This is a genomic window from Alicyclobacillus tolerans, from assembly GCF_900142255.1.
Lineage (GTDB): Bacteria > Bacillota > Bacilli > Alicyclobacillales > Alicyclobacillaceae > Alicyclobacillus_I > Alicyclobacillus_I tolerans.
Window position 1 is genome coordinate 95,191 of record NZ_FRAF01000006.1, and the last position, 20,765, is coordinate 115,955.

The 20,765-nt window shown below is 45.6% G+C and carries 18 protein-coding genes, 1 tRNA gene and 1 pseudogene; 7 read left to right on the forward strand and 13 right to left on the reverse strand.

What is annotated here, in order from left to right; genetic code table 11:
- Positions 1-13: 13 nt before the first annotated feature.
- The 9 genes from hpnE to BUA75_RS04815 form a co-directional block, all read right to left on the reverse strand.
- Positions 14-1,390: a hydroxysqualene dehydroxylase HpnE gene (gene hpnE, locus BUA75_RS04775; RefSeq protein ID WP_072873436.1), complete on the reverse strand. Its 1,377-nt coding sequence runs from the start codon at positions 1,388-1,390 to the stop codon at positions 14-16.
- Complete coding sequence (locus BUA75_RS04780) at positions 1,369-2,226, reverse strand: phytoene/squalene synthase family protein (protein ID WP_072873437.1); 858 nt, start codon at positions 2,224-2,226, stop codon at positions 1,369-1,371. Before BUA75_RS04780 ends, hpnE begins: the two co-directional genes overlap by 22 nt.
- Positions 2,223-3,095, reverse strand: coding sequence for a squalene synthase HpnC (gene hpnC / locus BUA75_RS04785; RefSeq protein ID WP_072873438.1), 873 nt, complete (start codon positions 3,093-3,095; stop codon positions 2,223-2,225). The genes BUA75_RS04780 and hpnC overlap by 4 nt, the downstream gene beginning before the upstream one ends.
- Before the next feature lie 12 nt (positions 3,096-3,107).
- On the reverse strand, positions 3,108-5,003 hold the full coding sequence (gene shc / locus BUA75_RS04790) for a squalene--hopene cyclase (protein WP_072873439.1): 1,896 nt from the start codon (positions 5,001-5,003) through the stop codon (positions 3,108-3,110).
- Positions 5,000-6,013 carry a hopanoid-associated sugar epimerase gene (gene hpnA, locus BUA75_RS04795; protein ID WP_072873440.1) on the reverse strand — a complete coding sequence of 338 codons (1,014 nt, stop codon included), beginning with the start codon at positions 6,011-6,013 and terminating at the stop codon, positions 5,000-5,002. The genes shc and hpnA overlap by 4 nt, the downstream gene beginning before the upstream one ends.
- A complete protein-coding gene (locus BUA75_RS04800) occupies positions 5,998-6,591 on the reverse strand; it encodes a phosphorylase family protein (protein WP_072873441.1) in 594 nt (197 codons plus the stop codon). Before BUA75_RS04800 ends, hpnA begins: the two co-directional genes overlap by 16 nt.
- Before the next feature lie 53 nt (positions 6,592-6,644).
- Positions 6,645-7,652: an adenosyl-hopene transferase HpnH gene (gene hpnH, locus BUA75_RS04805; RefSeq protein ID WP_072873442.1), complete on the reverse strand. Its 1,008-nt coding sequence runs from the start codon at positions 7,650-7,652 to the stop codon at positions 6,645-6,647.
- 114 nt (positions 7,653-7,766) lie between these two features.
- On the reverse strand, positions 7,767-8,855 hold the full coding sequence (fni, locus tag BUA75_RS04810) for a type 2 isopentenyl-diphosphate Delta-isomerase (protein WP_083574083.1): 1,089 nt from the start codon (positions 8,853-8,855) through the stop codon (positions 7,767-7,769).
- A 111-nt stretch (positions 8,856-8,966) separates the two neighbouring features.
- Entirely contained in the window at positions 8,967-11,363 is a 2,397-nt protein-coding gene (locus tag BUA75_RS04815; RefSeq protein ID WP_072873443.1) for an MFS transporter, read from the reverse strand.
- 332 nt (positions 11,364-11,695) lie between these two features.
- Between BUA75_RS04815 and BUA75_RS04820 the strand changes: the two genes are divergently transcribed.
- The 3 genes from BUA75_RS04820 (at position 11,696) to BUA75_RS04830 (ending at position 14,476) form a co-directional block, all read left to right on the forward strand.
- Positions 11,696-12,847, forward strand: a complete 1,152-nt coding sequence (locus BUA75_RS04820; RefSeq protein ID WP_072873444.1) for an MGDG synthase family glycosyltransferase — start codon at positions 11,696-11,698, stop codon at positions 12,845-12,847.
- A 15-nt stretch (positions 12,848-12,862) separates the two neighbouring features.
- A complete protein-coding gene (locus tag BUA75_RS04825) occupies positions 12,863-14,110 on the forward strand; it encodes a glycosyltransferase (protein WP_072873445.1) in 1,248 nt (415 codons plus the stop codon).
- A gap of 290 nt (positions 14,111-14,400) precedes the next feature.
- Positions 14,401-14,476, forward strand: a tRNA-Lys gene (locus BUA75_RS04830).
- Between the two features lie 32 nt (positions 14,477-14,508).
- On the opposite strand, the gene BUA75_RS04835 is transcribed toward BUA75_RS04830, so the two are convergent.
- The gene (locus BUA75_RS04835; protein WP_207549707.1) at positions 14,509-15,522 is read right to left on the reverse strand and encodes an EAL domain-containing protein; all 1,014 of its coding nucleotides are present in this window, start codon (positions 15,520-15,522) and stop codon (positions 14,509-14,511) included.
- A 453-nt stretch (positions 15,523-15,975) separates the two neighbouring features.
- On the opposite strand from BUA75_RS04835, the gene BUA75_RS16505 reads away from it, so the two are divergent.
- Positions 15,976-16,407: a 3D domain-containing protein gene (locus BUA75_RS16505; protein ID WP_370541571.1), complete on the forward strand. Its 432-nt coding sequence runs from the start codon at positions 15,976-15,978 to the stop codon at positions 16,405-16,407.
- Here BUA75_RS16505 and BUA75_RS16510 read toward each other — a convergent pair.
- Positions 16,336-16,677 (reverse strand): annotated as a pseudogene (locus tag BUA75_RS16510) (DUF86 domain-containing protein); the annotation flags it as partial. The gene BUA75_RS16505 and the pseudogene BUA75_RS16510 overlap by 72 nt on opposite strands.
- 198 nt (positions 16,678-16,875) lie before the next feature.
- Here BUA75_RS16510 and BUA75_RS04850 point away from each other — a divergent pair.
- On the forward strand, positions 16,876-18,618 hold the full coding sequence (locus BUA75_RS04850; RefSeq protein ID WP_072873449.1) for a 2-oxoacid:acceptor oxidoreductase subunit alpha: 1,743 nt from the start codon (positions 16,876-16,878) through the stop codon (positions 18,616-18,618).
- A complete protein-coding gene (locus BUA75_RS04855; protein WP_072873450.1) occupies positions 18,606-19,472 on the forward strand; it encodes a 2-oxoacid:ferredoxin oxidoreductase subunit beta in 867 nt (288 codons plus the stop codon). Before BUA75_RS04850 ends, BUA75_RS04855 begins: the two co-directional genes overlap by 13 nt.
- Before the next feature lie 3 nt (positions 19,473-19,475).
- Here BUA75_RS04855 and BUA75_RS04860 read toward each other — a convergent pair whose 3' ends face one another.
- A complete protein-coding gene (locus BUA75_RS04860; protein WP_072873451.1) occupies positions 19,476-19,946 on the reverse strand; it encodes an NUDIX domain-containing protein in 471 nt (156 codons plus the stop codon).
- Between the two features lie 38 nt (positions 19,947-19,984).
- Here BUA75_RS04860 and BUA75_RS04865 point away from each other — a divergent pair, with 38 nt between their 5' ends.
- Complete coding sequence (locus BUA75_RS04865; protein WP_072873452.1) at positions 19,985-20,287, forward strand: hypothetical protein; 303 nt, start codon at positions 19,985-19,987, stop codon at positions 20,285-20,287.
- On the opposite strand, the gene BUA75_RS04870 is transcribed toward BUA75_RS04865, so the two are convergent.
- A complete protein-coding gene (locus BUA75_RS04870) occupies positions 20,246-20,749 on the reverse strand; it encodes a divergent PAP2 family protein (protein WP_072873453.1) in 504 nt (167 codons plus the stop codon). The two genes, BUA75_RS04865 and BUA75_RS04870, sit on opposite strands and share 42 nt — an antisense overlap.
- Positions 20,750-20,765: the final 16 nt, after the last annotated feature.

Genomic DNA, 20,765 nt, shown 5'->3' on the forward strand with positions numbered 1-20,765 from the left:
GGAAATAAATTTTTCAATTTTGACTTCCATTTTCTTCAAAAAAAGATTGAGAAACTGCTCGTGCAGCAGATTCACCACTTCGGACGGCACCCTCAAGGCAAGCTGGCCAACCTGTGTCTGTCCAATCACCGGCGAGCCATAAACCTTTCACAGGTGTCTGACTTGAGCGACGAAACGCTCCTGTTCCAACAGACTGCAAAAAGGTTGCCTGGGGCTGCCAAACAACTTTTGCCGAGATTAAAGTGGCGTCTCTTGCCTCAGGCACTGCTGAACAAAGCTCATGTATGACCATTTCTATTAAATTGTCAGCAGTTACTTGTCGTAAATGGTCAGCTGCACTAATGGATACTCCAATGAGTTTTCCATCTTCTTCTGCTATTCCTAACAACCGTCCTCGATTAAATAGAAATTGGCAGACGCCTTCAGCAAAAGCTATCACATCTCCCTTGATAATGGGACGATTAAAATGTAAATAAACGTTAACGATTGGACTCCAGGATAGATGGTGAAGTTCATGAAAATATGAAATTGAACGTATATTTTCTGGTAATACACGCAACAATGCGTCAGGTGGTAGAGCAGCAATGATATCATCAGCCTGTTGATAGCTGCCATCCTTAAATTGGACACCCTCAACTATGTCATTCCGTACAATGAGTGATTGAACCGGGCAGTTTAAACGAATAGTCACATCTCGTTTACGTAAAGCACAGACTGCCTGTCTGCCAATATCGCCAAGTGGTACCTGAAAAAAACCGAGCCTTGCAGCCTTCCATCCATTAATAATGCCAGTTTGAAAAGCGCGTATCGCCTGCCGAGCACTCGCATGCTCCGCTCTAGTATTGAGAACCGACACACCAACCAGATCCCATAGCCGATGGATGGACCGTTCACTTTGACCGTGCATCCGTAACCATTCAAAAAATGAAATGTCTTCCATTTCGTTCGGATTTTCTTCTAGAGCACGTATCATATTGATCATTTGCAAACGTTCACGAAAGGAAAGATGGCGATAGTTGGTGAGGGTAGGCAGCAAATGAAAAATACCAGGCAATGAAAGACTAGAAATGGTAGACCAGCGTCCCTGACAGTAAACAGGTACGCGCAACAAGGGTTGGAATCGAACGGCTTCTGGCATACCCATGGCCGCAAGGAATTCTAAGAAACGGTTACAACAACCTAGCAAGATGTGCTGTCCATTGTCAAGATGATGCAGACCATTTGAATCAATGAATGAAAACGCCCGCCCACCTGCGTAAGGCCTGCTGTCTACCAATGTAATGGAGACATCTTGGTCTACAGTTTCGCTGAGTTGCCAAGCAGCTGCCAACCCAGAAAAGCCTGCTCCAATAATGAGGATATGGCGGTTTATACCATTTTGGGTCGCCATAACGTTTCTCCTACCAACCATAATTTACGTGGCGTTGAAATGCGAATTCTACGCGCTAACACATTATAGCCATCTTCCTCAATTCGTTTCAGCAAATTAAAATAGACCATATACAAAACACGCATACAACGCAGAGAATCAGGTTCAACCATAGAGAAAAGAGGACGTACACGATGATAAAATTGGTATGCTCGCGAAACCTGAAAAGACATCAATTCAATAAACGCTGGTGTATGACGCAATGCTTTAAGATCTCCCATCGAGTACCCAAACCGTTCAAAGTCTTCCTGGGGAAGATAGATACGACCACGTTCCACATCTTCTTTCAGATCGCGTAGGATATTGGTAAGTTGCAATGCAATACCCATATCAACAGCCATTTCTGAAGCGTCTCCTTCACGAATTCCAAAAATTCCGATGCACATCTCGCCAATCGTTCCAGCCACTCGTTTGAGATATTCTTTTAATTCATCAAACGTTCTATATATTTGTGGTTGAATGTCCATTCGCATGCCTTCCAGCAATCCATAAAAAGGTGCGATAGGTAATTGAAATCGACGAATTGAATCTCCAAGCGCATAGACGATAGCATCTGTTTGCTGTTCATAATCGTCTGCAAGCGCGCGTTCCAATACCTCTTGAATACGATTTAACTGGCTCATCGCTTCTTCACCGCTAAATTCATCAACGGCATCGTCACACAATCGGCTCCAAGCATAAACAGCGTACATGGAACGACGTTTGACAACCGGTAGCAATTGAAGACCATAGTAAAAACTGGTGCCTGACTGGCGAGCAATGCTTTTGCATACAGAATAGGCTTCATCCAGCGTCAATGGGATTCACCTCCAATGTGCCGAGGACTAATGAACAGTTTCACAATAAGCATCGCCTTCGCCAGCGCACTGACAGTAGGTCTGGGAAAAGGGTTGCCACCTCTGCGACGCAAAGCTTCCAAGATGGCCTGTCCCCCGAGCCGATAAAGACGCAATTGCTTTCCAAGTCGAGTCGGAACCATATGTTCAAGTGGCTGCCCAGAACGAAAAAACTGTTCGGTTCTCTGTATTTCAAAATCCATCAAGCAAGAAATTTGACGATTAAAACGCCCCGCTTGTAAATCAGTCAGGTCAACGTCAAACTGCCGCAAATCTTCAAGCGGAATATACAGTCTGCCACGTGGAATATCAACACTGAGATCCTGAAGAAAATTAGCCAATTGAAGAGCTGTACAAATATCATCAGAAAGCTTCTGACGTCTGTCATCTCGATAACCAAAAAGTTGCAATACCAGACGTCCTACAGGATTAGCCGAACAAGCACAGTAAGCGGCCAGATCCGAAAAAGTTTCATAGCTGGAGATACTTTGATCCATGCGATTGGCTTCAATCAACGCCAGAAAATCACGCTTTTCAAGATGATAGGTTTGAATGCTTATCTGCAAAGCGCGAAAAATTGGATGGGTTGGCCTTCCATTGTAGCAAAGATCGAGCTGTTGCTCCCATTGATCCAGCGCCTCCAGCCTATTCCCCGTCCATTCATCACCGAGATCGTCCACACCTCTACAGTAAGCATAGAGAGCACAGAAATGGGGTCGCAAATCTTTAGGAATGAACCAGGAAATGACTGAAAAATTTTCGTAATGTTGTGCAGTCACATCTGCGCAATAAGCAAATTCCTTTTCCAATCCTGCTGTCAACGCCTGCATGGTGCACAACTCCTAACGCTTTTCTAACGCCTGCTTGTAACGGCCAAGTGCAATGAGCGGAAAAACATGCGCATACAGCCGGTAACCAATGAAGAAATCTTGTGGGAAACCGGTACCTGTGTATAATGTCTCATCCCATCCGCCATCTGATCTCTGTGTATTTCGAAGATAAGCTACAGCCCGCGTTGCTGCTGGAGTATTAGCCCGCCCTCCTGCCACAAGCCCGATGAGCGCCCAAGCTGTCTGTGATGGCGTACTTTCGCCGCGTCCAATCCAGGCCGGATCTGCATAAGAGAGACAGGACTCTCCCCAACCGCCATCTTCATTCTGATGCCCTGTCAACCAATCCAGTGCCCTTTGTACCCATGGTTCTTTCATATTCACTCCAACAGACGCTAACGCGGGCAATACAGCGCCTGTACCATAGATGTAATTGACACCCCAACGCCCAAACCAGGAACCATCTGTCTGTTGCGTCCGTTTTAAATAGTCTACGCCTCGTCGAACGACATGCCAAGCTTCATCGTAACCGAACATGCCGTAGCACTCCAGGACATGCGCAGTCACATCTTCTGAAGGCGGATCGGTTACAGCGCCAAAATCGCAAAACGGTATACGACAAGGCAAACTCGTTATATTATCAGCGTCAAACGCTGCCCAACCGCCATTTTTGCTTTGCATAGCAGTCATCCACTGAAAACCGGCCGTGAGGGACTTTTTGCGGCGTTCCTCATCCGGCAGACGAAGCTTACTCAGCGCCATCAAAATAACAGCCGTATCGTCCAAATCGGGATAGCAATCATTCATAAACTCGAAGGCCCAACCGCCTCCCTGCGCTTTGGGGCGTCGTATTTTCCAATCCCCATGCACGAAAATTTGTTGCTGAAGCAGCCAATTTCCAGTATTTAGCAGAGATGGATGATTGCTAGGTAGTCCAGCAGATGTCAGCGCCAGTACGGACAATCCTGTATCCCAGGTTGGGGAAATACAGGCATGAAACCACCAGCGACCATCATCCGTTTCCACCCCAAAAGTCTCCAAAGCCTCCCAACCTTTGCGAAACGCTTCACTTTTCTCCATACCAACAACTTTTAAAGCCAGTAAAGAATAAAACCATGCTGGTTGAATTCCCGCCCAGTTTCCATCCCGTTCTTGATGACGGAGAATCCAGTCGATGGCTTTTTGTTCAGCCGACTTTCGACCTATATGAAAAGGAAACCTTTGATAAAGGTGCAATAACTCATCGATTCCACGAAAAAATCTTTCCCATCCGTCCTCCCCTCTCAATGGAGGTGATGGTTGTTCCCTGACAAACAATTCATCAATAGAAAGCCCGTTCTCCAATGGAAAGACAGGGCGTCGTGACATGACAATCGAAAGCGGGACCATTGTAGAACGAGCCCAACTGGCAAAATCGTATATATTTAATGGTGCCCAACGCGGAAGAAACATCATTTCTACGGGCACAACAGGAATGGATTTCCAAGGATACAACCCAAGCAAAGCTAACCACATACGTGTAAAAACTCTTGTACACTCTACGCCACCGTGATTTTGAATAAAATTACGTGCCTTGGCAAGGGGTTCATGTTGCTCCTGCATACCCAACATTTTTAAAGCGAGATAAGCTTCCACTGTACAATTCAAATCCCCTGGTCCACCAGGAAATAACGTCCAAGCCCCTTCCTCTGTCTGACCAGCCAGGATATGACGAACCAGTTTTTGTTCCCGATCGCGATTGCACCGTCCCATACAGTGTAATAAAAATACATATTCAGCTTCCATCGTCACGTTGGTTTCAAGCCACGCCATCCAGTATCCTTCTGCATGTTGCAGATGGAGTAAATAACGACTGGCGGCCTGTATCACTTCTTCGGCAAGCAGCGAATCTGACAGTTGAACGCTCAAAGGTTCATCATCCTTTCCGGAATATCCTGTAATACTTCGCTACGGAACCATTCCACTGCATTTTTCAGTGCTATATCAATCGATGTCTGCGGCAACCCCAATTCTCGAACAGCTTTTTGCGCTGTAAAATACATTGGACGTCTGGCGAGTTGTACGCCAGCAAGCGGCACACGCGGCGTGTGTCCCGACAAAGCTGATAGGACAAACTCATCCATGACTGCCGCCGTCCATGCCACCCACAACGGAATGCGCAAGCGCGGAGCAGCGCAACCAGCAATTCGAGCGATACGCCCAACGAGATCGCCAAATGTTAGATTTTCATTGCCCAGTATGTAACGTTCTCCCGTCTTACCTCGTTTCCAGGCTAAGAGATGCCCTTCTGCAACATCCTCCACAGCCACCAGATTCAGACCTGTTTCCACATAAGCTGGCATTTTCCCAGTCATGGTATCAAGGACGATGCGGCCCGTCGGAGTCGGCTTGATATCCCCCGGACCGACAGGAGTGGAAGGATTGACAATGACTATATCCATTCCTTCTCTGCAAGCATCGAGCACTAATTCCTCAGCTAATATTTTAGAACGCTTGTAATCGCTCTTTACTTCCCGGGGATTCGCAAACAACGTTTCGTCGGCCGCTCTGCCATCTTCCATAAGTCCCACTGTAGCTGTGCTGCTTGTATAAACGATGCGTTCAATCTTCGTTTTACGTGTTGCTTCAAGCAGACGACGCGTTGCTTCCACATTCACAGCCATCATTTTGTCACGATCGCGTCGATATAATGAATAGTGGGCTGCCACATGAAAAAGAACATCGCAAGTTCTCATTGCTTCACTAAAGCTATCAACATCTGTCAAATCTCCATAAACCTTATCCATTCCGAGTCTCTCCAGACGTTGGGTGGATGTGCCGGGGCGAACCAAAGCGCGCACTTCATGACCATCTCGAAGCAGAAGGCGGGCAACATGATAACCTATGAATCCTGATGCGCCAGTTACGAAAGCCCGCATATCCATTGCCTCCCAACATTGGCGAGATTTTTTTGTGCCATCCAAACACGCAAAGGCAACTTAACAGCGTGTCGCCAAGAAAAAGGCTGGCGCCAGTCGGGCAAATAATCTTCCGCAGTATCAAGCACTGAACGGATAGCCAAAAAAGGTACACCGACATCAGAAGCGGCTAGCGCCCAACTGTAACTTTCTTGATCCACCCAATGTGCTGTATATGCTTCCTGTAAACTGCGTTTGCTGATGGGAGTCGCTGCAACTCGTCGTACAGAAAGCATGCGTCCACTGGTTTCATAGGATTTATGGAGACCTGCCTTCAACAACACACTTCCTTCATCAGATACAAATTCTAAAGGAATTGCGATATCTCCCGGTCTATACTCTCCATCCAGCGCCCCACAGACACCAACCCCAACAATCCAATCCGGCTGATGATGAGTCATCAATGACTTTATTTGATAAAGGGCGGCTTTAGGGCCGATTCCTGTCACAGCAAACTGCACCTGCAAATGTTTGGGCCACTCCATACGACGAAACGGGGCAATTTCAAACGGCATGGCGGCCAAAAGCAAAACACGCATCTTTTCCCCTGCTCTCTTGCCATAATGATGATTCACTTTGCCAAGAAAGCACGTTAAGAGGCAAACATCCAACGCATCATGCGCCACATGTCGACAGGTGACATTTTTTCGACGGCAGACGCTTCATAGCCACTATGCATCATGCAACTCGCACAACGCGGATTTTTTCCATATCCATAATCATCCCAATTTGTTTTTTGCATAAGTTCTTCAAACGTATCGTAGTGTCCGTCCGTCAGTAGGTAGCAAGGCCCTTTCCAGCCTTTAGGATTGCGGTTGGGCATACTCCATGGTGTACAACGCAAATCACGTTTTCCCTGAAGAAAATCAAGAAACATGGGTGTATTGTAATAACGCACTTTAGGACCCGCCAGACGAACAATCTCACTAACCATGGCTATTACTTCTCGGCGGTGCAAAAAGATTTCCGAATTTGCCCCATTGACTTCTTCATAAGTAAATGCGGGAGAGAGCAGACAATTATCCACACCCATTTCCGTAAGCTGTTGGAGTAAAGTGGCAATTTCCTGAGGATTGACTCCCTTGTAAAGCGTGGTATTTGTAGTCACCCGAAATCCTCGACGTTTGGATTCCTCTATACCTTTCATAACAATGTCAAAAACACCTTTGCGCTCCACCATGCGATCGTGATGCTCGCGTGGTCCGTCTAAATGAAAAACGAAGGTGAATCTTGGATGAGGTTCGATTTTGTCCAGAATTCGATGCAGTAAAATGCCGTTGGTGCAAAGCATTGTCAATTTACCACGCGCCAGCATTCCTTTTACAATATCTACAATTTCAGGATGTACCAAAGGTTCCCCACCAGCAATTGAAACTCCAGGCGCACCACATTCGTCAATCGCATCAAAACAGTCCTGAGCTGTGAGTCTCATCTTTAGAATCTCTTCGCTTTGGCGAATTTTTCCACACCCTGTACAAGTAAGATTGCACAACTCAGTAGGTTCAAGCATGAGGACCATTGGATAGCGTTTGCGCCCACGCAGTTTCTGGCGCATGACATACTTAGCCATATCTATAGTCAGGCTGAGCGGCTGACCCATTCTCCATCCCTCCGTAAATCGTTTGTAGGCGAATTGTCGAAAGAGAAAGCGGCAGTAGGTCTACAACCGAAATGTATGTAGATGCACTCCAAGTATCACCATTTATTGAAAGATTTATGGTTGTCCACGTCTCCCCAGTCGCCTCACCCATTTGTCCAGTCCACGTATGGATAACCACTCTCGAACGCGCCCTCCTATCACGATGGGCCGTTGGCGCAATGCATGCCAATTTTTACTGCCTGTCATGACAAGAAGAGCATGCAAAGTCCAATGCAATTCCTCTATATAAGCATCAAGCGCTTTCTCACCCTCAGGTTGACTGAGAAGTCGCAAAAAAGGCCCAGCAATACCTACTGCTGAAGCTCCTAAAGAAATGGATTTGGCGATATCATGACCGTTTCTAATTCCTCCTGAAGCCACAACATCAATTTTGCCGCCAACTGCGCCAAGAACTTCACACAACGTAACAGGTGTAGGTAATCCCCATTGTTGCCACTGATCACTCAATAAATGATTCCTGCGCCATGCCTCTACAGCGATAAAATTGGTTCCTCCGCGCCCACCTACATCAATAGCTGAAACTCCCGCAGCAACAAAACGCTCCGCTTGCTCGGAAGCTATACCTTGCCCCACCTCTTTAGCAATGACCGGGACACCCACACTCTGCACCGTTTGATGAAGACGCACTAACGCACCGTGAAAATTGCGATCTCCCTCTGGCATAAATAATTCTTGCGCTACATTCCAATGTACCTGAAGCAATTGTGCGCCAATCAGTTGAACAGCCCGTTTGGCAACATCTGGGTCAGTGTTCATACCTACATTGGCAATAACGACCCCATCCGGATTCTCTTCACGGACAACGGTGTAAGTACGCGCCCACCTATCGTTACTCAGACCTGCCGTTTCTGACCCTACAGCCATAGCCAGCCCGTGACGACGCGCAGCAGCCGCTAATTTTTTATTAATTTCATAAGCTTCTTCGGTACCGCCTGTCATAGCGTTAATCAGAATGGGTGAAGGTAGGCGAATGCCACAGAGATGCGTTTCCAATGCTACATCTTCCCAAGCCAATTCAGGGGCGCAATTGGATAACAGGGATATATCTTCAAACCACGAACTACCTCCTGTGTCTCCCAATTGTTTGACTGCCTCAAGATGTTCTGCTTTACGTCTGCTACGAATATCCGAATGGACAAGCAAATGCTATTCACCTCCTCGCAGTAGCAAGCAGAGTGCAGTCAACAGTCTGCGATCAGCACTACAACTCGCAACGTTGTTTGGCAAATTGTCATGAATTGTCCAAGATTGATTTCAGTTTACGTCAACGTGAGTTTTTTTGTCAAACCTCTCCAATTGTCGATGAGCTGTTACGGTCTCTTCCCATTGGTTAATTAAATAACTGTATAAATCTTTCACATGCGAAAATCGTTTGTCTTTCCATGGAGTTGCTACCTGATAGCGACTCTCCCAAGATAATGTGGTGGCTTTGACATCCACATGACTTTCAACCTGTTCTAACCACTGCAATTGGACAAGTCTACGAAAAACACGTGTGAGTATTTTCTCCCGATCTCGTTGCAATTTGAAAGCTAGATGGACCCCTGACGGCAAATGGGCAAGTTCAGCTATAGCCTGTTTGACAACTTCTTGCTCTGTACCTTTACCACCAAGAACAGCCAATGCGTGGGCTATCGTATGACTGGCATTGATAGGGCGAATGGCAGCCAATGCGGTTGTCAGGTCTACAGTATGGGTATATGAAACAAGTGAAGCATCAATGCCAAGCCTCCCTGGACAAAGAGGGTCGTAAGCGACCGCTGATAAAAAAACAGCATCCGCCTTATCTCGCAAAGGTTCGAGCACAAAGCGAAACAGTCCAATAAGCCCATCTGGCGTTAATCGTCCTTCTGGTGTCACAAATACTTTTCGTTTCTGTTCAAGCAAACGACAGACAGACGATATCTGCTCATTGATTCGATCTCTTACTTTTGAGCGTAGTTGTTGTCGAATCGGTTCCTGAATCGCACGCAAAGAAACCGGTTGATTGGCAAGATGAAGCCAACGAGGTTGATAGAGATGAGAGAGGTAAAGACCTTTTGCGCCAACTTGATGCAAAAATGTATGTTCAAACACTTCTTCGAGTGGAAGATTTCCCTGCATCCTGCGAATTTCCGATGCCCAACTGTAGAAGGGTCGCGTGCGTGGAGTATCTTCAATTGGACGAATGCCAATGAGACGCAAGATGGGTCCGGCATTGAAACTACGCATCCATCCTTTTAACCAGCGGGGACTGCGCACAGCCAAGAAGCCCGACTCAAAAAGCCTTTGCGATGCCACCGTATAAATGGGATAGCGCCAGTTTCCACGCAAATAGAGTCGCGGCGGAATAAAAGCACCATCGAGATCGTGCACATGATTGGACACAATGAGCAAAGCACCCTGCTTGGGCAGATGACCCGTGAGACGGACTCGACAACGCAGAGTTACAACAAGACATAAAACAGAAGCTACTGTAAGGCTGAGTATAACGGTGAACCAACTATCCTCCTGAATCCCTCCTGCAAACCAAACAACCACTGCACCTGCAAGTATGGTCAAGCCAGCCAGCCAAAAGAGATAGAAATAAGAATGAGCGAGCGGCACTGGTCGATGAAGCATAAAACCTCCTACTGCTGGCGCAATGACTGTTGGAAGTGTTGCGGCAATTCCCCAAATCCCCAATTGTCGGGCAATATTTTCTAAACTTGGCATGGTATCCAGAGCCAACGCCCAGTCAACGGATAAAAAGGCCCCATATCCAGCACCATAAAGTACCGCAAAAGCAAGCATCCAAGCGACAGAAGATGTATATGCGAAAGCGATAGTCGCTACTGCCATAGGAAGAGTAGCGACAGCTACAATATGGGCGCGATGAAGACGATCGGAAAGTGAACCGACAACGAATGATGAGAGTGCAGCGCCAACAAGGGCCAACAGGGAAAGCTCGGCTGTACTAGCTGTAGGACGAGGTGTGTGCAACACATCCTGGAAGTAGTAAAGAACATAGGTCATCAACAAAGTTTGCCCAAACATAACCAAAAACCGGGCTATGAAGACCCAATAAAAAGCTGTGGGTTTTTGTCTGGGACGAACATTGAAGAGCATGGCTGACGATGGAGATTCATGAATTCCGAAAAAAGTATAGAGAGCGCCAACGATAGTCACCAAAATCATGGCCACATACGCTGCAAAGATTGGGAGAAAGCCTGTTAGAGCCAAACCGAGGGCATTGCCAAGCAATGTCGCTACGCCTATATATCCTGATGCCTTTCCCCACTCTGCTGGTCTGACAAGTTCTGGCATGATAGCCTGAAAAGATGCCCCCGCAGCACTTAACCCAAGAATTGCAAATAAAAAGCCGCAAGCAAATACCCAAACATGAAGTGTAGAACCTCCAACTGCTAACCCTAAAACATTGGCAGCCGACCCAAGGACAATCATCTGACGCCGCTGACCACCTTTTGCACGAACGCGATCGGACAAAGCCCCTATCAACGGCAAAGTTACCATTGCTATGAAATCACCTAGCGTGATGAGTTGCGACAAAAAAACGATATGTCCAGCATGGGTCAACCGTGCTACGGTAGCGGGAATTACAATGGTTAGAAGTGCGGCTTGTTGAAAACTCAGCGTAAACCAAAAGGCAGCAAGGGAGATGTGCTTCTTCACATCCTCACTCCTCTCATTGGCAAACTGCTGAAAGACGAATGACAAATATGTAAAGACCGTTATAAGTATTCCTTACTCTATTCTTGATTCTCCATTCCCACTTTTTAAACACCATTTGCGACGATTATAGAGAATTGAATATGATAAACATAAATCTCTCAGACAAAGTCTATTTCATCAAAAACAATTACAAAAAGCAGAGAAATATCCCTCTTTTCGGTCTCCGACTCATCTTATCCATGTTGATTTTATTGCATCAAATATGCCTGACACCTGCAATAAGGGCATAAGTTTCTAACTGGAGACAGAGTAAATGGGAGGCGCGCTTCAATATGGAACAGCAACTTGACGTCCTATTGCTGAGTGCCGGATACGGTGAAGGCCATCATCAAGCAGCTCGCGCCATTCAGGAAAATTTACAACGAATCTGGCCCGGTTGCCAAATTACCATGATGGATTATCTGGAGTACATACCTGATTTTATCGGTCAAGCTACTGTTGGGCTCTACAAAGCCATGTCGAAACATTCACCATGGATGTACGCTGGCGTTTATCACTTGACTTCCCAAATTGCAGGCATGTGGGGGTGGAGCCATATTGAATACAGTCTCGGACGCCGTCATTTGCGCCATCTCATCCAGACGGTTTATCCCAAAGTTATCATCTGCACACACCCGCTTCCGATGGCAGTTCTCTCTACAATGCGACGTCAAAATGAGAAGGTGCCGCCGGTCTTTGGTGTCGTTACAGACTATGTTCTACATGGAGAATGGATCCAATCGGATTTAGACCGCTACTACGTTCCTACACGCCGGATGCAACAACAACTATCGGAACATGGAATCGACAGCAAACGAATCATTGTCAGCGGTATTCCTGTACGGGAGGCATTTTCTGAAACCATCGATACACATGCTGCTCGAGCCGCGCTCAACTGGCCAGACGTACCCACTGTGCTTTTTCTGTCGAGTGCCCTCGGAACTTTGGGAGGAGTGGTAGAAGCTTGTCAAGAACTTCTTCTCTCACGCGAGTATTTTCGCCTTGTGGTCATCTGCGGTCGAGACACGACATTAGCCGAGAAACTTCGTCAATTAATTGCAAAAGACACATTCCACCCCATTGAAGTTTTAGGCTATGTCCACAATATTGCTGACTATATGCGTGCCTCCGACATCATTGTCACCAAAGCCGGCGGCATCACGTTGTCGGAAGCCTTATCTTTACAGCGAACCATCGTCATATATCGTCCGATTCCAGGGCAAGAATCCGGCAATTCTCGCTGGGCTGCCCAGCGTGGCGCAGTGGTGATAGCCAAAACACCGGAGACGCTTTGCGAGCAAATAGAAACATTACTTGCCAATGATGCTCTACGGATAACTTTATCCACACGCGCTGGACATTTGGCAAAACCTCATGCAGCCAGACGCATTGCCAGCGACGCTTGTGAAGCAGCGGGAAAAATAAATCGTATGACTCGTAACTAGGATGGTGGGGCAAAGATGTGGACGATCGCTATAGGAGCGCTTACATGCCTAGCCTGGTTTTGGCTGCTGTTCTTTCGCGGACGATTTTGGCAAACCCATTTACAGTTGACCGCGCAGCCATTGTCAAAAAAGCATCAGACGTTTAATTGGCCCAGCGTATGTGCGATTGTACCTGCACGAAATGAGGCTGACATGATTCCTCAAACGTTAGGTGCTCTGCTCAATCAATCCTATCAAGGACACTTTTCAGTCATTTTAGTGGACGACCAAAGTCATGATGAGACTGTTCAGGAAGCAAAAAAGACGGCCGTTTTGTCAAAACATCCAGAGCGACTGACGATTGTATCGGCTCCCCCTTTACCAGAAGGTTGGGCAGGAAAAGTGTGGGCTATGCAAACAGGACTGCTGCATGTGCCCGTGGACACTGATTTTCTATGGTTTACAGACGCCGATATTTTTCACCCTCCTCACTCCCTGGAACGTCTAGTGGATAAAGCATGTCGCGAGTCGTTTGATCTCGTTTCCATCATGGTTCGCCTCCACTTTACTGGGTTTTGGGGCTCCCTTATGATTCCAGCCTTCGTGTACTTTTTTGCTAAACTATATCCTTTTCGTTGGGTATCTCGTGATCATCACCCCAAAGCGGCGGCTGCAGGTGGCAGTATATTGGTCCGACATTCGTTCATTGGAACAGAGGACGGATTGGCTCCCATAGCCGGAGCACTGATTGATGATTGCTCACTAGCGCGACTCGTTCAATCTCGAAGAGGAAAACTTTGGCTTGGATTGGGTAATGAGGTAACAAGTCTACGCGCCTACCCTGGGCTTGGTGCTGTTTGGAAAATGGTAACCCGTTCAGCCTTTGTCCAATTGCGTTATTCACTCTGGCTTTTATTGGGTACGGTGCTTGGTATGCTGCTACTCTATGTTTGTCCGGTTGTGTTAGCTTGTACGTCATTGTTTCGCATAGTAGAAAAGCTGATATTACCAGCAACAGAAAATTTTTTACATATTCCAGGAACACAACTGTTGCTTAGCGCCGCTCTAAATGTAAGCGCATGGGTATTGATGTCCATCAGTTTTATTCCCATTTTACGCTGGTATCGAGTCCAAACATGGCGGGCGGCTCTATTACCTCTGTGTGGTTTCTTCTATACATGCATGACAATAGATTCAGCGCGTCGCTTCTGGCAACAACATGCGGATGCTTGGAAAGGCAGACCATTCCAGCCAATGCCAAACAAACCTACTCGCCATCCTTAATAGGAAGCATCTATGCCCGACAAAGTATAAGCCCTTACGTCAGCGATTGAATCTCATCCTGGAGTTGGAATCACGCCTTTCCGAAGTAATACTGAGTTCCACAGAACCATCCCACTTACACCTTTCATGGCTTGTTCTATATTAAAATTAAAACATATAGGATGAATGATGCATCCACCCTTTCTCTGAACAGAGTAATTAAAAAAGAAAATTTTTCTTTTCAACTATGGGCAAAAACCACTTGCAACCATTCAACATTCATGATATGATATATCTCGTTGTCCCGATACGAGCCATTAGCTCAGTTGGCAGAGCACCTGACTTTTAATCAGGGTGTCCCGCGTTCGAGTCGCGGATGGCTCACCAAAAAGCCGCACAGTTGATGCGGCTTTTTATTTTCATAAAAATACTTCAGAATTTGATGAAGGTGAGAAACTCGGCTTACCGTAATAGTATCCCTGTTGCCAATCGTATCCGATTTCCCTTAAAATTCGAGCCTCTTCAGCAGATTCAATCCCTTCCGCCAGAGCTATAGCATTCATAGAAGAAGTCAGTCGATAAATTTTCTCTGCTCGATCGCGTTTTTCTTTATCCAAATGTATATTTTTAACAAATTTTCGATCCAATTTGACAACATCTGGCTCTAAGGCGAGTAAGGTAGATAGATCATTAAAACCCTCACCCACATCGTCGAGCGCATATCGAAAACCTTCTCTTCTATAATAAAGGAGAATACGTTTCAGGTGTTCCAAATTGTCTACTCTTTCTGTCTCCACAACTTCAAATACGATGCGTGAATTATCAATTCCGTTCTCGTAAGCCGCTTTCATTGTTGTTTGTAAGCAGTGTTCTGGTATGTAAATAGACGTAGGTATAAAATTTACAAAAATCAACTGTTCTTGACTCAGTTGTTGCCCTGCTTGAATACCCTTGATGCGGCATGTTCGATCTAAACGAAAAAGCTCACTTTGATTGCGGGCAGATTCAAATAAGAGTGCTGGTGAAATCAAAGACCCATCTGGCTTCAGAGCTCGAGCAAGCATTTCATAGCCAATCGTTTGCTTATGCTCAACATGAACAATCGGTTGATACATCATATGAATTTGATCGCGTTGGATAATCTCATCAACCCACAGCACCGGTCTTCTGGCTACCACCTCATGGAAAGTCACATGATTCATTTTTTCTATTTCACTGCCTAATTTCACGGCTTCGTAAAAATCCCAATTTTCTAAGGAGTAATATTCACTCCAAAACGACAAACAGTCGAAAAATAATCGATTTCCTACCCATAATTGCGAATGATTAACAGGCTGCCATTCTTTTTGCGAGTGCTGAGAGAGCGATTGAATCACTTCTTGCAAGACGGACGGACGATCTACCTCAATCATATATCCCTTTACAGTTCCCATACATAACGGACAATTATCTAGCATGAACTTCCCCCCAAATAAGCAGAATTTCATTCATGTCGATCATTCGTCTCTTGTCTCCATTTTCCTCATTCATTCCGATTAAAATCAATTTATTTCATACCATGTATAAACTTCATCTAATTTTGGCAAGGTACAAGCATGATTATTTCTCATAAAATGCATTCCATCATTGCATGTATCATCAGTTTGTGCAGTGGATTGGCTTGTCCTGCTTCGCTTGAAACCCATCCACTTCATGAAGCTGGAAAACTGAAGCAGGAGAAACAAGCAACGAGTTTAAAAGCAACTCCAGATGTCCATTTACAAAGTACAGTTCCTAAACATCCTGCATTACAAAAGGAAAAAATTTTATTGAAAGAAGAAGGGCAGGGAGATTTTACACTCACCGCTTACGCTCTAGATGCAGGGTGTACGGGCAAAGCTCCTGGCATGCCAGGGTTTGGAGTAACCTCAACAGGAGCTAGGGCAACCGTAGGCAGAACCATCGCTGTTGATCCGCGCTATATTCCTTATGGAACCCTTGTCTATATTGAAGGACTTGGTTGGCGTATTGCGGAGGATACAGGTGGCGCTATCCGCGGCAGACATATCGATGTCCTGTTGCCCTCCCATCAAGCGGCTATTGAGTTTGGAGTTAAACATCATCAAAAAGTAAGATGGTTTCATATTGCAACCGAACCATCGAAAGAAAATGTTTCTTCAATAAGGATGCTCCATATAGCTCCGGAGTTGTTTGCAAAAGTTTCGCAAATATCCACGCTGACTCTGCAAAGCGAAAAAGATATCCGCATTGGGAATACGCGCGAGCTCTCTGAGCAAACGAGTTCTCAAATCGATAAGCGGGAGGAGTTGTTCAAATAACGATTGACTCAAAATTTTTTCCTCAACCAGCACAAGCAGAATATCTGAGTATCCTCCAGGATCACGCATAACCATAGCATCAATAATGTCTGAAGCTGCGTTGGTCATTAATTCTACTGCGATATAGAGGGCTCGCTCGGCAGCAAGTTTCTGTGTCCAATCCTCCTCCTTCTCGCCTTGCTCGACTTGCGAGTCCATCCACTCAATCATTTGTTCTAAATCATCCAATTGAGCTTCGATTTTTTTCTTCATTACATCCGTCAAATACATTCATTCCAGCCTCCCGTTTCTCGGTTCACTCGCGTAAAGTATAATGAAACCCAATAAAATCGACAAATGGAAAGGAGGACACAGACTTGTTTTTGTAGAATAGTCTAAATCTATCGACTGTATGATGATTTAGATAAGTTTTAAGACCTTTCCTTTCAAACTTTGTATTTGACAACCTCATTAAGGAAGTGAAGCTGCTTGCTAACTGAACTGTCCTGGAAAGTTGGCGGTCAACAAGGTGAAGGTGTTGAGAGTACTGGTGAAACGTTTGCCGTAGCACTCAATCGTCAAGGGTATTATATCTATTCTTTTCGTCATTTTTCTTCAAGAATTAAAGGCGGGCATTCTAACGACAAAGTGCGCGTAAGTCTTATCCCTCATCGAGCTATTGCTAGTTATACGGATATTTTATTGGCATTTGACCAAGAAACCATTGATCTGAACGCTTCTGATGTAAGAGAAGGCGGCATAGTGATTGCCGATGCTAAATTTAAGCCCACTGCTCCCCAACATGTTCAACTTGTCAGTATTCCGCTGACACAGCTTGCTGAAGAAAACGGATCGGCCATTATGAAAAATATGGTGTCACTCGGTGCCTCCTGTTATCTACTCGGGTTGTCTCTCGATGTATTTCGATCCGTGATAGAAGAAAAGTTTTCCCGCAAAGGTGCAGCGGTTGTTGAGCAAAACATGCGGGCGCTACAAAGCGGATACGATGCCATCAAAGAGCAAGCCACACCTGATATGCTCATGCCACTAGCTCCCGCTGATGGTGTGCCACGACTTTTTATGATGGGCAATGATGCTCTTGGTCTTGGCGCCTTAGCTGCTGGTGCTAGAGTGATGGCTGCTTATCCTATCACTCCTGCTTCTGACGTGATGGAATACCTCATTAAAAAGATGCCTAAAGTGGGCGGCGCAGTGGTTCAAACAGAGGATGAAATTGCTGCTATGACCATGACTATAGGCGCAAACTATGGCGGAGCGCGAGCTTTCACTTGCACATCTGGTCCGGGGTTAGCATTGATGATGGAAGCTATTGGACTTTCTGGAATGACTGAAACGCCAACTGTGATTATTGATACACAACGCGGCGGCCCTTCTACTGGTCTACCTACTAAACAAGAACAATCTGATTTTCTCGCAGCGCTCTTTGGCACTCACGGCGAAATTCCTAAAATTGTGCTAACCCCAGCCACTCCTGAAGAGTGTTTTCAAGCGATGGGTGAAGCGTTTAATTTAGCTGAACAATACCAGTGTCCGGTCATTGTCATGACTGATTTGCAACTTTCATTAAGCAAACAAACAACAGAACCGCTCAAGTTGTCCGATATTTCCATACAAAGAGGTTCCACCTTGATGAACGAAATACCTTCTGAAAACATCCATGACCAATTCAAGCGGTATGAACTGACTGCCAATGGCGTGTCACCTCGAGTTTTGCCTGGCACGAAAGGTGGATTACATCACGTAACGGGTGTAGAACACAGTGAAATTGGACGCCCTAACGAAACCTCGCTGAATCGGCAAAAAATGATGGAAAAACGCATGCGAAAACTGCAGGGTGTTGAACTCAATCACAGTGTATCCTGTCACGGCAATCCAAACGCAAAGACTGTGTTGCTTGGAATTGGTTCTAATTTTGGCGCTCTGGAAGAAGCGGTTGAAATATTAGAAAAACAAGGTATCTCCGCCACTCATGTTCATATTCATAAACTTTTACCCTTTCCTGTTCAAGCCCTTCAAGAAGCATTTGCTCATAAAGAAGAAATTTTTGTGGTAGAAAACAACGCAACTGGACAAATTCGTCATTTACTCGGATTTTTTAACGTTTCGACGAATGGCGCCCTACACTCAATTTTAAAATTCGATGGTAGCCCATTTTTACCAAAAGAGATCGCCGAAGAAGTCGCGAGGAAGGTGAGCGTATGGCAAGCATGAAAGATTTTCGAAACGAAGTCAGACCCAACTGGTGTCCCGGTTGCGGAGATTTTTCTGTACAAGCAGCTATTCAACGCGCCCTTGGGCAATTGGATAAAGAACCGCATGAGGTCGCTGTTATCTCTGGCATTGGATGCTCTGGGAGAATCTCAGGCTACATCAATGCTTACGGATTTCATGCCGTTCATGGTCGAGCTTTACCAACAGCTCAAGGAGTCAAGCTAGCTAACCGTAATTTAACAGTCATAGCCGCTGGGGGAGATGGAGATGGATTTGGCATTGGGCTCAACCACTTCATCCATGCGGCTAGACGCAATATGGATATTACTTATATTGTTATGGATAACCAGATTTATGGTCTGACGAAAGGGCAACATTCTCCAACATCTGCGCATGGTTTTCAAGTCAAAACAACACCGCATGGAAATATTGAATACCCACTGATGCCAGCACAATTGGCTTTGGCAGCAGGCATCTCCTTTTTAGCGCAAGGATTTTCGAGTGAGGTAGGCAAACTGGTAGATCTGATTGCTGCAGGTATTCAACATAGAGGTTTTGCGTTGATTAATGTCTTCAGTCCATGCGTCACTTATAATAAGGTGAATACTTATGAGTGGTATAAAGAAAATTTGATATCTGTAGACGATCTCCCTGACTATGATGCTGCTGATTATGGTCGCGCCATGAATCTTGTACGTGAACACCATGGACTTGTAACGGGTCTCATTTATCGTGATGCGACTCGGCCAGCATATGAAGATATGATTCACAACTATGCCACGACACCTCTGGCCGCAAGTGAACTGCAACTAGATGCATCCTTGTTTGAAGAAGCTGTTAAGGAATTTGCCTAAACTTTAATTTTTTTCAAAAAAATTCTTCGCCAATTTTCTGTAAAGTTCAGTATACACGCCATCTTTGACTACAAAAGACATATCAGGCCGATCCTTTACCATATCCGGTGAAGGAGTCGGCCGAAAACAGCGTACATCAACAATTTCACTGCTGGCAGGTCTTTTTTGTATATCTTCCAGTTCACAGAGATAAACCCATTTCACATGAAAAGAATCTTTCTCCACGGGTACTAAATACTGCATGATTAATTGTGGATTCGTAATAAGCGCACCCGCTTCTTCAAAAACTTCGCGGCGTAAGGCTTGTTCTGGAGGCTCATTGGATTCTCTTTTTCCCCCAGGCAATTCCCAGCCACGCTGAGGATGCTTCACCCAAATCCAGCCTCCGGAAAAAGGGATAACAGCCAATATTGCCGCAGGTTCTCTAGCTGCACTAAACGGGAACCATTCCCATTCAATGGCTCTACTGAACATATCCGATGCTCCATTCATTAAGGAAAGGATGAAAGAATTTGCGAGATAAAAAAACAGAAGATGAACTACTCAAATCATTACCAGATGGGCACAGATTAACTCATAAAGAATTTTTTGTGTACACTACAGAAAAAACATCTTATGAGATTGAGTTGTATTCAGAAATAAACGGACCCTATTATGCTGTGGGTATTCCTCAAGACGGACCCATGGTGATTTACGGCTCTTCACGTACAGATAGCGCTTATAATGCCATTCAGATGGTTTTAGATAAAATTCAGCGTGAAGAACATCACTTTTTACCAGATCCACCATTTTCCAAAGACGATGCCAATGAGTAACCCAATCACAGCTCCCAGTATGACTTCCTGCGGCTCATGACCTAAGATCTCTTTTAATCTTTCCCCTTCTTGTTCAACAGAAGAAGATGAGTTGTCTGATTCTGAATTAAGAGAAAGCTCCATGGCAATGCGATTCAATAAAACGGCATGCTCTCCCGCATGACGACGAATCCCCCCCGCGTCATACATAACAATCGCGGTAAAAACTACAGACGTAGCAAATATGGGAGATTGTGGACCAACCACATAAGCCAGCGCGGTTGTCAAAGCCATTACGCCAGCGGCATGCGAGCTCGGCATGCCACCAGCGTCTATAATTTTATGCAATTCCCATTGGCGAGTACGAAAATAATGAATCGGTATTTTCAGTATTTGGCCAACACATATGCCAACCAAAGCAGCCATTAAGGGAGCATTTCTCCATAGGCCCTCCAAAAAACTGACCAAATCATGGTGTATCATGAAACTCCCCCACTCT

Coding starts and splice junctions, on each gene's coding strand:
- hpnE (WP_072873436.1), bottom strand. CDS start 1,390: ATGGCGACCCAAAATGGTATAAACCGCCATATCCTCATTATTGGAGCA.
- BUA75_RS04870 (WP_072873453.1), bottom strand. CDS start 20,749: ATGATACACCATGATTTGGTCAGTTTTTTGGAGGGCCTATGGAGAAAT.
- hpnH (WP_072873442.1), bottom strand. CDS start 7,652: ATGGGTCAGCCGCTCAGCCTGACTATAGATATGGCTAAGTATGTCATG.
- BUA75_RS04835 (WP_207549707.1), bottom strand. CDS start 15,522: ATGGGAACTGTAAAGGGATATATGATTGAGGTAGATCGTCCGTCCGTC.
- BUA75_RS04820 (WP_072873444.1), top strand. CDS start 11,696: ATGGAACAGCAACTTGACGTCCTATTGCTGAGTGCCGGATACGGTGAA.
- BUA75_RS04855 (WP_072873450.1), top strand. CDS start 18,606: ATGGCAAGCATGAAAGATTTTCGAAACGAAGTCAGACCCAACTGGTGT.
- hpnA (WP_072873440.1), bottom strand. CDS start 6,013: ATGCGGGCTTTCGTAACTGGCGCATCAGGATTCATAGGTTATCATGTT.
- BUA75_RS04860 (WP_072873451.1), bottom strand. CDS start 19,946: ATGTTCAGTAGAGCCATTGAATGGGAATGGTTCCCGTTTAGTGCAGCT.
- hpnC (WP_072873438.1), bottom strand. CDS start 3,095: ATGCAGGCGTTGACAGCAGGATTGGAAAAGGAATTTGCTTATTGCGCA.
- BUA75_RS04825 (WP_072873445.1), top strand. CDS start 12,863: ATGTGGACGATCGCTATAGGAGCGCTTACATGCCTAGCCTGGTTTTGG.
- BUA75_RS04800 (WP_072873441.1), bottom strand. CDS start 6,591: ATGCGTGTTTTGCTTTTGGCCGCCATGCCGTTTGAAATTGCCCCGTTT.
- BUA75_RS16505 (WP_370541571.1), top strand. CDS start 15,976: ATGCCAGGGTTTGGAGTAACCTCAACAGGAGCTAGGGCAACCGTAGGC.